We start from the raw sequence: 12108 nt of genomic DNA, 5'->3' as shown, positions 1-12108 counted from the left end.
AAATTGTGACTCGATCTTCTCGTGTCGCGTCAATTAACGCTCGTTCACCGGGACGTAAGACCGGTTCGTCTCTCCGACATACTCGGCGCGAGGACGAATCAAGCGGTTGTCCGCATACTGTTCGAGGATGTGGGCGATCCAGCCTGACATGCGTGAGACGGCAAAGATTGGTGTGAATAACTCTTCGTCGAGTCCGAGCGCATAATACGTCGATGCTGAATAGAAATCGACGTTCGGCTTCAAGCCTTTTTCCGTCTCGACGAGATGGTCAATCTTCTCAGACATTTCATACCATTCCGGCTCGCCGATTTGGGCCGTCAATTGGCGGCTCATCTCTTTCAAATGTTTCGCTCGCGGGTCACCGTCTTTGTAGACACGGTGCCCGAAGCCCATGATTTTCTCACGGCGTTCGAATTTGCCACGGACGTACTCTTCGACTTTGTCGACCGAGCCGATTTCGTGGAGCATTTTCATGACAGCCTCATTGGCACCGCCGTGAAGCGGGCCTTTGAGGGCGCCCATCGCTGCCGTCACGCCTGAATAGATATCAGACAAAGTAGCGACACAGACGCGGGCCGTGAACGTCGACGCGTTCAATTCATGGTCAGCATGGAGGATGAGCGCCTTGTCGATCGTCTTCTCGGCGACTTCGCTCGGTTCTTCTCCATTCAACATGTATAGGAAATTGGCCGCATATGAAAGACCAGGCTTCGGCGCAACCGGTTGTTCGCCTTTACGAAGACGAGCGAACGCCGTCACGACCGTCGCGATTTGGGCTTGGAGACGAATCGCTTTGCGCATGTTCGCTTCTGTGCTCATATCTTCAGCTTCTTCATCATAAAGCGCGAGCTGTGAAAGGGCCGTCCGAATCGTCGCCATCGCATTGGCCGACTTCGGCGCCCGCTCGAGCGTCGCGATCACTTCTTCTGGTAATTTGGCTTCTTTCACGAGCGCTTCTGAGAGCTCAGTTAATTCATCTGCTTTTGGAAGTCGGTCGTTCCATAATAGGAAAACAACCTCTTCAAACGTGGCGTGGTCCGCCAAATCATCGATTGTGTATCCTCCATAAGTCAATTGTCCGTCGATAATCGAACTGACTTTTGAGGCCGCTGCCACAATTCCTTCTAACCCTTTTGTCGTTGACATCAATAACTCCCCCTCAGTCTTTAAAAGTGATCGACCGCATCATACAGTCTGTTGTGTAGGGAATAAGGGCGGGAAGTCGAACACTTTCCCCAATCCGTTTCGATCTCGCTCCACCCTGTCCTTTATCTAGTATAAACAATTTACTGAAAAAAAGAAATGTAAGCGTATCCAGACGTCAAAAAATGTCAGAACCATTTTTGAACCAGGCTAAATCCACCTAAAATCAAGGCGGCAATCCCGGCACCGACGAGCGGTCCGACCGGCACGCCTTTCATGAAACCGACGGCTAGGATAGTCCCAGCAAGGAGTGCCGTCGTCACAACGGGGTCGACCCGCATCAGTTGGACTCCTTGTCCGGCGGCGAGCGCGACGAAGATGCCAGAGGCGAACGCGATGATGCCGACTGGACCTTTAATGCTATTCCACAATTCCCTGAAACCGATGTCGCCGGTCGCAATCGGAACGAGGACGGCAATCGTAATGATCGTCACACCCCAATGGATTCCTTTCGAGGCGAGCGTCGGGAATAGCTGGTCGCCGAATCCGACCGCTTTAATGATCAATAGAACGCTGCTAGCGATGATGACCGACTGGTTATGAGAGATGACCCCAATCAATACGAGCAACAGCAAAAATAAGTAAGCACTCATCACACACTCTCTTTCTGAATGGAAAAAGAACCGACCTCATGAAAAGGTCGGTTCGATTGGCATTCGATTACGCGTTGTAGATTTTACCAGTGAGTGGGTCGATTGAAATCATCTGTCCGTCGCGGAATGTTGATGTCGCTGATTCGACACCGACGATGACCGGCTTGCGGAGTGATGGTCCAACGATGCCGGCATGGCTCGTCAATCCACCGTCTTCTGTGATGATTCCAGCCGCTTTCTCGATTGCTGGCATCATTTCTTTATCTGTGAATGGTGCGACGAGGATCATCCCGTCTTTCGCTTTCGCGTTCGCTTCGTCTGCGTTGTTCGCAATGACGACTTCACCGACGAGACCACGCTCACCGATTCCGCGTCCGTTTGCGAGGGCATGACCGACGATGTGAACTTTCATCATGTTCGTCGTACCCGCAGTCGCTGCCGGGATACCTGCCGAGATGACGACGAGGTCGCCGTCTGTGACGAATCCAGCGTGACGAGCTGCTTCTGACGCTTGGACCAACATCTCATCCGTGTTGTTCGGCATCGTGTCGGCCACGATTGGGTATACACCCCAAACGAGGTTCAATTGACGTGCCACACGCTCTGACTCTGTGACCGCGATGATGTTCGCCTCTGGGCGATACTTCGCTGTACGAGCAGCTGTGTAACCTGATTGTGTCGGTGTCAAGATCGCTTTCGCGTTCAAGTTGATTGCCGTGTGGGCAACCGCTTGTGAGATCGCATCCGTTACCGTATGCTCACTGCGCTTCTGACGATCTTTGAGCAAGTTTTTGTAGTCGAGCATTTGCTCCGTACGAACAGCGATGGCTGCTTGCATTTGAACTGACTCGATTGGATAGTCCCCTGCTGCCGTCTCACCTGAAAGCATGACCGCATCCGTACCATCGAGGATGGCGTTGGCAACGTCAGATGCTTCCGCACGTGTTGGACGCGGGTTGCGTTGCATCGAGTCAAGCATTTGTGTAGCCGTGATGACTGGTTTTCCGAGGTCGTTACACTTCTTGATCAATTCTTTTTGAACTGGTGTGACTTCTTCAGTCGGGATCTCGATTCCGAGGTCACCACGAGCGACCATCAAACCGTCAGAAATCGCCAAGATCTCGTCGATGTTGTCGACACCTTCTTGGTTCTCGATTTTTGGATAGATTTTGATGTGTGAAGCGTTGTTGCGCTCGAGAAGTTGACGAATCTCAACGACGTCAGATGCACGACGGACGAATGATGCCGCGATGACATCGATGTCTTGTGAGATCCCGAACTCGATGTCGGCGATATCTTTGTCTGTAAGGGCAGGAAGGTTCACTTTGACGTTAGGCAAGTTGACGCCTTTCTTCGTCTTGATGACGCCTTCGTTTTCGATGACGCAACGAAGGTCACGGTTCGGAAGTTTCTCAACGACAAGGAGACCGATGAGTCCGTCGTCGAGCATGATGCGTGAACCGACTTCAACGTCTTCATACAATCCTTCGTACGTGACCGAGAAACGGTCTTTCGTTCCGACGATTTCTTCTGTCGAGACGATGATGACTTCTTTACCTTTTTCGAGGAGTGCTTTTCCTTCTTCAAACGTATGTGTACGAATTTCAGGACCTTTCGTGTCAAGAAGAACCGTTACAACTTTGCCGGCAGCTTTTGATGCTTCACGGATGTCGCGGATACGTGCGCCGTGCTCTTCATAGTCACCGTGTGAGAAGTTGAGACGTGCGACGTTCATTCCGGCTTCAATCATTTCCGGAAGACGTTTCTCTGAAGCTGGTCCAATCGTACATACAATTTTCGTTCTACGCATAAATAAAAACCTCCTAGGGGATGTATTACATTTACACACAGAAAACGGGGGGTCGTCCGACCTGATCCCGTCTCTGTGGAGTTCACTGGTACTCGTTAAATCGAAAGTTGATTCGAAAGATCAATCAACTGCATATCGAGCGTATGCTTGTTATGATCAAGCGCTTCGTCGATATCGAGATCCATCATCTTACCGGCACGAATGCCGACGACACGTCCCGCCTTGCCTTCGAGTAAAATATCGACAGCATAGGCACCCATGCGGCTAGCAAGCACACGGTCCGCAGCAGTTGGGGAACCGCCACGTTGGATGTGCCCAAGAATCGTCACGCGTGTCTCTGAGTTTGTTTTCTCAGCGATCATCTTTCCGACTTCTTCGGCACTGCCTGCGCCTTCAGCGACGACGACGATCGAGTGTTTCTTACCGCGAGCCACACCGTGGTTGATGCGGTCGACGATCGCACTCATGTCTTCTGGACGTTCTGGGACGAGGATTGACTCCGCACCACCGGCAAGACCGGCATAGAGTGCGATGTCACCTGCATCACGGCCCATGACTTCGATGACATACGTCCGTTCGTGCGAAGACGCAGTGTCACGGATTTTATCAATCGCGTCAAGCGCCGTGTTGAGCGCTGTGTCAAATCCGATTGTCGCATCTGTACCGGGTATATCGTTGTCGATTGTTCCCGGAAGACCGATTGTCGGGAAACCAAGTTCCGTCAATTTTTGGGCTCCACGGTATGAACCGTCTCCACCAATGACTACGAGCGCGTCGATGTTGAATTTCTTCAATTGCTCGACCGCTTTCGCACGGCCTTCTTCCGTTCTAAACTCAGGGCAACGGGCAGAACGTAAGAATGTTCCTCCACGTTGAATGATGTCGCCGACCGAACCGAGGTTCAATTCCACGAGATCTCCTTCGATTAGACCTTGATAGCCGTTATACACACCGTACACTTCAAGACCTTCGAAAATTGCTTTTCGGGTCACGGCACGGACTGCAGCGTTCATTCCAGGGGCGTCTCCCCCACTTGTCAATACCGCAATACGTTTTAAATTCACGTCACTCACCTCTTATGTGTTTTAACGAAATCTGAAAATAAAATACCATGTCTGACCTTTGTTTTACAACACAAGTATGTGAAAAAAAAGCATGGGGTGTGCTTAAAAACAGTCAACCCGTGAGTGAACGAACGTTAACCTGAAGCGGTTGTTAACGTTTTCACGAGCCAATTGTGCCAATTTGATGATATTTGGCGGCCCGCCCTTGCAACAACTCATTTTGAGTCCGACCTCGCAACTCCGTCATGTGTTGTGCTAATACAGGCTTTAAGAGTGATGACTGTAATGACACATCGATATGAGCCCCACCGAACACCTCGGTGACGACTTCATCGACAATCCCTAAATTCAGCAAATCTTGTGCTGTAATCTTCATCGTTTCTGCCGCGCGCTCCGCGAGCTTCGCGTCTTTCCACAAGAGGGCGGCTGCGCCTTCCGGTGAAATGACCGAATACGTGCTGTTCTCTAACATGAGCAGACGGTCACACACACCAATCCCGAGCGCTCCACCCGATCCACCTTCTCCGATGACGATTGAAATAATCGGTACTTTCAATGTTGCCATCTCGAACAAGTTGCGCGCAATCGCCTCGCTTTGTCCACGCTCTTCGGCCGCTTTCCCAGGGTAAGCGCCTTTTGTGTCGATGAACGTGATGACAGGACGATTGAACTTTTCCGCTTGCTTCATAAATCGAAGCGCTTTGCGGTAGCCTTCTGGGTGCGGCATACCAAAGTTACGGTGCATGTTTTCTTTCGTGTTCCGACCTCGTTGATGGCCGATGATTGTCACCGGCGTCCCGTCGAGTGAGGCCAGTCCCGATATAATGGCAGCATCATCATAACCATGACGGTCACCATGCAACTCGATGAAATCCGGAAACAGCTGGGCGATATAGTCGAGCGTCGTCGGCCGTTTCGGGTTTCGCGCCAATTGTACGCGATCCCACGGTTTCATATTCCCATAAATGTCTTTTTCTAATCGATGAAGCTTCGCTTCGAGGTGGCGGATTTCTCGAGATAAGTCGATCCCTTTCGTCTCCGCCGTCTCGCGCAACTTCCCGAGTTGTTCGTTTACTTCTTTAATTGGATCAAACATGATGGACCTCCCCGCCGTGTAACTCGATCATCTTCTTTAAGAACGAACGCATCTGTTCACGATGAACGACGGCGTCCAGTTGACCAGCTTCTAATAAGAACTCGGCAGTTTGGAAGTTGTCTGGCAATTTCTCACGAATCGTTTGCTCGATGATACGTCGTCCGGCAAAGCCGATCAACGCCCCAGGTTCGGCGACGTTCACGTCCCCGAGCATCGCAAAACTGGCTGACACGCCGCCTGTCGTCGGATGCGTCAAGTAGGCGACGTACAATAGGCCGGCTTCATCGTGTTGTTTCAACGCGATCGACGTGTTGGCCATCTGCATCAAGCTGACCATACCCTCTTGCATGCGCGCACCGCCAGAGGCCGTAAACAAGACGACCGGCAAACGTTCTTTTGTCGCGGTCCGGACGGCTGAAGCGATCGCTTCTCCGACATATGCGCCCATCGACCCCATGCGGAAGCGGGCGTCCATGACGCAGACGACGACAGGGAGCCCGTCAATCGTGGCGCGGCCACAGACGATGGCTTCTTCAATCCCAGTTCGCTCCCTGTCTTTTTTCAATTTATCTTCATAATCTGGAAAATCGAGCGGGTTCTCTTTCACGAGCGGCCCCGCAAATTTTTCAAACGATTGACCGTCAACCAACATGTGAATCCGCTCATCTGCACTGAGCGGGAAATGATAGCCGCAATCACACACTTTATGATTTTCGTTTAACTGTTTCGTGTAATGCATATATTTACAGGATGGACATTTCGTCATCAAGCCTTGTGGTGCGTCAATTTTCGGTTCTCGTTGACGCAATGGCATATATCGTTTTGGTTTCTTGAAAAAAGCAGTCATCGCTTCCCCCTCGTTCATTCCGGCATCCCCGCCGCACGCCACATCTCCAACAATCGTCTACGTTCGTCTTCCGTATACAGGTCGCCCGCATCCGTTCCGTCATAAAACCGATTCACTTCGCTCCAAATTCGAATGAACAGTTCGTTCTTCAATCCGAAGATGAGGTTCTGTCGGAAGTCACGATCCGTCTGTACGCTCGCTTCAAGCAACGCGATACGTTCTGGGGTCGGTTCGACTTCCGTCAACGCCAAGCGTTCGAGCAGTCGCAACATATCGACAATGTCCGTCGCTTTTGTTTGCTTCGTGACGATGAACTCAGACAAAATCTCGATATATCGATGGCGGTCTTGCTCGCATAAAAACGTGCCGCCCCCATGTCTCGTCTCAACGATCCCTAGGAAGCTGAGTGCCCGTAACGCTTCACGGACCGAGGCGCGGCTGATGGAAAGCGTCTCGGCGAGTTCCCGTTCTGACGGGAGACGATCCCCCGGCTCGAGCGCGGCCTGGACGATCAACGTTCTGATTTTAGAAATGTTTTCGTGAAAAGAGGATGCGTGTTTTCCATGCATCTGACCGTTCAACTCCCTTTTTGGATGGCATTTTCTCTAAAGTGGTCAGACCAATTAAACAGATTATACCACTTTTTATGACTTGGTACTAGTTTTCGTACCGGGCAATTTCGAGTCGACCCGCTTCAACACGACATCCGTTTCGCCGAACCGTTGTTTCAATGCCAAGAGCAAAGATTCCGTCGGATTGACCGCATACGCCGTGGCAAGTTGCTTCACTTCCTTCGAATCCGAGAACCGACAGATGACCGGCACATCCCCTTTCGCCGTATGGAGCAATTCTTCGAGGTCGGCGAACGACTCGAGACGGAGACGGACGAACAGCGCTTGGCCATGGAGCGGCCTTGCCCGTTCGACGACGAGTTGACGCCGACCGTCCCGCTCGTTTGGATGCACTTCGAGCAAGAGGACGTTCCCGACGTAAAGCGAGCGCGAAAATTGCGTGAACACACGCGGGAAGATGACGACCTCGTCTTGTGAGACACCGTCATCGACCATGACGACACCCATCTCTTCATTCTTCTTCGTCTTAAACGTACGAATCGCGTCCACGTAGACGACGATGAATCCACGTTCGCCATGCAGCACCTCATCAATCGTCACCGTCTCGACCGAGAGCGGCGCGACCGTCGTCAGTGGCGAATGCACGATCCACGTTCCGAGCGCCTCACGTTCTTCCTCGGACCAGCTTGGCTCGATTGGCGCGGACCGTTTCAATCCGAGCGCGGACAATTCGTCCGGGAGCAGATGCGTCTCCGTCTCTTCACGAAGCCGCTCGACCGCCTCAAAGGCACGCCGCCGATCACCATGGTACATCCGGTCTAACGCCCCTGCCCCGAGCAAGCGCCGCAGTTTCATATGGTCTTTCGTGCCCCAGCCCATGAGTTCGAGCAGATGCTTCACGTCGGTGAACTCGGTATGATGTTCGATCAACCGCTCGACGTCGCGCTTCGTCAAACCTTGGACCGCTTTCAAGCCGAGGCGAACACCCGGCCCTTCCAAAAAGGCACCGGCTTGACCGTGCAGGACGTCGGGTGGATAGACCGGGATTTTCCCTTTTCGCAACATTCGGACGAGCTGGTTCGTCTTATCGTACGTCACGAGATAGAAGATTCGTTCAAAGTGCGCCTTCACATACGCCAAGCGGTAACTGATCAAACTGTAGGCGACAGCATGGGAACGGTTAAACCCGTAGCCCGCAAACTTCTCAATCCACGAAAACACTTGTCGCATCGAATCTTGATCGAACCGGGCCGAGGAACGTTCTAAAAATCGAGCCTTCTCGACATCGATGGCGGCCACGTCTTTTTTGGCGATGGCGCGGCGAATCAAATCGGCCTCGGCATACGAGTAGCCCGCAAGCTCACGCAATAAGCGCATGACTTGTTCTTGATAAACGAGCACCCCGTTCGTCGTCTGCATGATGTCACCGACGACGGGATGGACCGGTTGATACGGCATCCCGTGCTTGCGCTTCGCGTACGTGTCGATGAACTGCATCGGTCCCGGCCGATAGAGCGACATCGTCACGACGATATCCTCGAACTCGGTCGGCTTCACTTGCCGAAGCGCTTGCTTCATCCCTTCCGATTCGAATTGGAAGATCCCATCCGTGTCACCGCGAGCGAGCACACGTAACGTCTTGGCGTCGTTCAGTGGAATCGTCTTCAACGAGAACAGTTCATCCGTCTCTCGAATCAACTCCTCCATCTGTCGGAGCCTCGTCAAGTTGCGCAAACCGAGCAAATCGATTTTCAACAGACCGAGCGCTTCGAGATCCTTCATATTATATTGGGTCACTTGCTCCCCTGTCGTCGGCTGCAGCGGCGTGATTGCATCGAGCTCCTCCCGGCTGAGCACGAGTCCGGCCGCATGGACCGAGGCTTGACGCGGTAACCCTTCCAACTCGGAGGCGATCTTCAAGAGCTGCGAGCGTTTTTGACTGCCGGCAAACCATTTCACCTTCGATGGGTTGGCCAAAATCCCGGCCAGCCCGTCATCTTTCACTTGTTTGCTCGCCGCCTGTCCTTCTTCAAGCGTCAGTCCGAGCGCCCGTGCGACATCCCGCAGCGCCGCTTTCGCACCGAACGTGGCGAGCGTACCGATTTGAGCCGCATGGTTTTCACCATACTTCTCCAACACGTAGCGGACGACCTCATCGCGCCGTTCATCCTCGAAGTCCAAATCGATATCCGGCATCGTGATTCGTTCCGGATTCAAAAATCGTTCGAACAAGAGACCGAATCGGACCGGATCGACCTCGGTGATGTGAAGCGCGAAACTGACGAGCGACCCTGCCGCGGAACCACGACCGGGGCCGACCTCGATTCCTTGTTCTTTCGCATAACGAACAATATCCTCGACGATGAGGAAATAAGAGGCGAACCCCGTCCGTGCGATGACGTCGAGTTCATAACGGGCCCGCTCGATATAATCTTCTTGGAACAAATCGAGCGCCTTCAAGCGGTCGGCGACGAGGCGTTTCAACCGGTCGACGGCACCTTCGAACTCCGGGATGGATGTCGTCGCTTGCGGCAAGCGGGTGACGGACACAAGGGACTCGAATCGGTCCAGCGCCTCAAGTTCGTTTGGCTCGAACCAATCGTTCATCTCGCTCGGCAGACGGACGTACCTACCTTTCTGATGCACATCCTCTTGCGAGATAAGCTCCCCTTCGCCGATGGCGACGATGGCTCGATACGCCTCGAAATCTTCCGGTCGCATGTAACTCGTTTCCGGAGCCGGGACGAGCTTTGTCCCGAGTTCATCCCGCATCTCGCGAAGTTGTCTGAGCAACAATGTATGTTCCGTCGTTTGCGGTGCCGGCAAGCCGAGCCATAGTTTCTCTTCGTTCACGTAACCGAGCAGATGATTATATAGGCGGCGCCTGTGGACCGGATCGTTCGTCTTCCAGTTCTCCGGTAAGACGACTACTGCCAATTCGGTCGCCTCGGTCAATCCGTCGGCCTGGACGAGGCGATAGAGATCCGGTAACTGTTCCTCGGTCAGCGCGTAGACGAGGACCGACACGTCAAACCCGTCCATCCGCAGTTTCGTCCGCAACCCGATGACAGGTTTGACCGCGTAACGTTCGCATAATCGGACGAACTGCGGCAAGCCGTATAACGCATCGTCAGCGAGCGCGACGGCCCGGCTCCCCCGTTCGGCCATCAGTGCGACATATTGTTCAAGTCGAATCGTGCTCTGCATCAAGCTAAAAGCCGATCGTACATTCAAGTGGATCACAAGACCCCCCCTTTCTTTTTTCATAATTGTCAAACTCATTTCGGCACTTGTCTGATACAATAATTATAGACAAAACTTCTCCTAAAAGGGGGTATAAACCGGATGATTATTAATCGGGGTAAAATCGCACGTGACAAGCTCGAAAATTTACAGAATGGCCAGACCGTTTTTGCTGACAGTCCGGAGATTATCGACCGACTCCGCCGCTACATCACCGAGTACCAACTCGACGTCGTCGAGGACGTGACCGATCGCGGTACATGGTTCATCCCACAAGATCAGGACAAAAGCTGAAGAGAGCTGACCAACGGGTCAGCTCTCTTCAGTTTCGAACGTGAACGGTGCCGCGACTTCGTTGAGTGCCGCGATCACCTCGTCCATCTCTTCCCATTTATCGATGGTGGCACCGGCTGCCATCGGATGACCGCCGCCGCGATAGCGCTTCGCCACATCATTGATGACCGGTCCTTTCGAACGAATCCGCACCCGAATCTCATCTTTGTTCTCGACGAACATGACCCAGCACTTCAATCCTTCGAGGCCTGAGAAACTGTTGACGAGCAACGACGCCGCTTCCGGTGACGCATGGAACGTACGCAGGACGTCCGCATCGATTTTGACATAGCCGACTCCGGCTTCCGTCACGTTGACGTTTTGAAGCACGTAGCCTTGGAGTTGCAATGTCGCCAAGTTCGTCTTGTACATTTGGCGATACAATCGGTTCGTATCGATGCCATAGTTGATCAGCTTGGCCGCGACTTCGAACGTGCGTGGTGTCGCGTTGCGGAACTGGAAACGTCCCGTGTCGCCGACAATCCCGGCAAATAATAGGAAAGCGGACGCTTCATCGAGAGCAAGACCCCACATCCCGGCAAGTTCAGCAATCATCTCCGACGTCGAACTGACCGTCGTGTCGACAACTTGATGTGCCGCGTACGCATCTTCGTCAGGGTGATGATCGATCTTGACGACCGTCTTGCCCGTCAAAGCGTGCGGTCCATCGATCCGCTCATGGTTGGCCGTGTCGAGCACGATAACGAGTGCTTCCTTGTACATGTCCGGTTCGACGTGCTCCATCTTGCCTAAAAATTCTAAGTCGGGGACGATGCCGCCGACGACGTAAATCCGTTTCTCGGGATACGCGACCTCTAACAGTCGCTTTAATCCGAGCTGACTGCCGAGCGCGTCAGGGTCGGGACGGACGTGTCGGTGGATCATGATTGTATCCGCCGATTCAATCAATTTCAATATCGTTGCTGCCTCTGGCCAATGTGCCATAGCCATTCCTCGCTTTCTTGAACACTATTCTATGGTATGATGATAACAGATTACACGTCTGAAAGGGGTTTCTTCACTTGGGTCAATTAATTATGATCGGACTCATTTTGTTTTCGTTGGGCGCCTATTTCGTTTCAAAACGACGCGCCTATTTGACGAAGACACCATACCGGAAAGCGCTCTTTAACACCCAAGCGCTCATCTGGCTGAGTTTGTTCCTCGCACTTTTCGCCGCCAACCAAATGATTGGCGGACTGGGGCTCGGCTCGACGATCGGCTGGATCGTCAGTATCGCCATGCTCGTCCTAGGGCTAGGCAATGCCGTCGTCGGATTCATCCGCTACCGTAAAATCTATCCGCTCGCGAACGAAGAGCCAATCAAACAACCATAAGAACAGACAG

At 52.8% G+C, this 12108-nt stretch carries 11 protein-coding genes; 2 read left to right on the top strand and 9 right to left on the bottom strand.

Annotated elements, in window-relative coordinates; all coding sequences use genetic code 11:
• Positions 1-33 precede the first annotated feature (33 nt).
• The 8 genes from citZ to dnaE all read right to left on the bottom strand — a co-directional run bounded on the left by citZ (position 34) and on the right by dnaE (position 10428).
• Positions 34-1146, bottom strand: coding sequence for a citrate synthase (citZ, locus tag NMQ00_RS05845; RefSeq protein ID WP_255178325.1), 1113 nt, complete (start codon positions 1144-1146; stop codon positions 34-36).
• Positions 1147-1331: 185 nt separating this feature from the next.
• Positions 1332-1796, bottom strand: coding sequence for a DUF441 domain-containing protein (locus NMQ00_RS05840; protein ID WP_255178324.1), 465 nt, complete (start codon positions 1794-1796; stop codon positions 1332-1334).
• A gap of 67 nt (positions 1797-1863) precedes the next feature.
• On the bottom strand, positions 1864-3606 hold the full coding sequence (gene pyk, locus NMQ00_RS05835; protein ID WP_255178323.1) for a pyruvate kinase: 1743 nt from the start codon (positions 3604-3606) through the stop codon (positions 1864-1866).
• 95 nt (positions 3607-3701) lie between these two features.
• The gene (gene pfkA / locus NMQ00_RS05830; protein WP_255178322.1) at positions 3702-4670 is read right to left on the bottom strand and encodes a 6-phosphofructokinase; all 969 of its coding nucleotides are present in this window, start codon (positions 4668-4670) and stop codon (positions 3702-3704) included.
• 160 nt (positions 4671-4830) lie between these two features.
• A complete protein-coding gene (locus tag NMQ00_RS05825) occupies positions 4831-5766 on the bottom strand; it encodes an acetyl-CoA carboxylase carboxyltransferase subunit alpha (RefSeq protein WP_255178321.1) in 936 nt (311 codons plus the stop codon).
• Positions 5759-6613: an acetyl-CoA carboxylase, carboxyltransferase subunit beta gene (accD, locus tag NMQ00_RS05820; protein ID WP_034779984.1), complete on the bottom strand. Its 855-nt coding sequence runs from the start codon at positions 6611-6613 to the stop codon at positions 5759-5761. Before accD ends, NMQ00_RS05825 begins: the two co-directional genes overlap by 8 nt.
• 14 nt (positions 6614-6627) lie before the next feature.
• Complete coding sequence (locus tag NMQ00_RS05815; protein WP_255178320.1) at positions 6628-7128, bottom strand: FadR/GntR family transcriptional regulator; 501 nt, start codon at positions 7126-7128, stop codon at positions 6628-6630.
• A gap of 129 nt (positions 7129-7257) precedes the next feature.
• Positions 7258-10428, bottom strand: coding sequence for a DNA polymerase III subunit alpha (dnaE, locus tag NMQ00_RS05810; protein ID WP_255178319.1), 3171 nt, complete (start codon positions 10426-10428; stop codon positions 7258-7260).
• 102 nt (positions 10429-10530) lie between these two features.
• Here dnaE and NMQ00_RS05805 point away from each other — a divergent pair, with 102 nt between their 5' ends.
• Positions 10531-10722 carry a YtzJ family protein gene (locus NMQ00_RS05805; protein ID WP_131437352.1) on the top strand — a complete coding sequence of 64 codons (192 nt, stop codon included), beginning with the start codon at positions 10531-10533 and terminating at the stop codon, positions 10720-10722.
• Positions 10723-10740: 18 nt separating this feature from the next.
• Here NMQ00_RS05805 and NMQ00_RS05800 read toward each other — a convergent pair whose 3' ends face one another.
• The gene (locus NMQ00_RS05800) at positions 10741-11706 is read right to left on the bottom strand and encodes a DHH family phosphoesterase (protein ID WP_255178318.1); all 966 of its coding nucleotides are present in this window, start codon (positions 11704-11706) and stop codon (positions 10741-10743) included.
• Positions 11707-11783: 77 nt separating this feature from the next.
• On the opposite strand from NMQ00_RS05800, the gene NMQ00_RS05795 reads away from it, so the two are divergent.
• A complete protein-coding gene (locus NMQ00_RS05795) occupies positions 11784-12098 on the top strand; it encodes a YtpI family protein (RefSeq protein ID WP_255178317.1) in 315 nt (104 codons plus the stop codon).
• Positions 12099-12108 lie beyond the last annotated feature (10 nt).

Source organism: Exiguobacterium aurantiacum (assembly GCF_024362205.1).
Taxonomy (GTDB): domain Bacteria; phylum Bacillota; class Bacilli; order Exiguobacteriales; family Exiguobacteriaceae; genus Exiguobacterium; species Exiguobacterium aurantiacum_B.
This window is presented reverse-complemented; position numbering and strand designations above follow the sequence as displayed.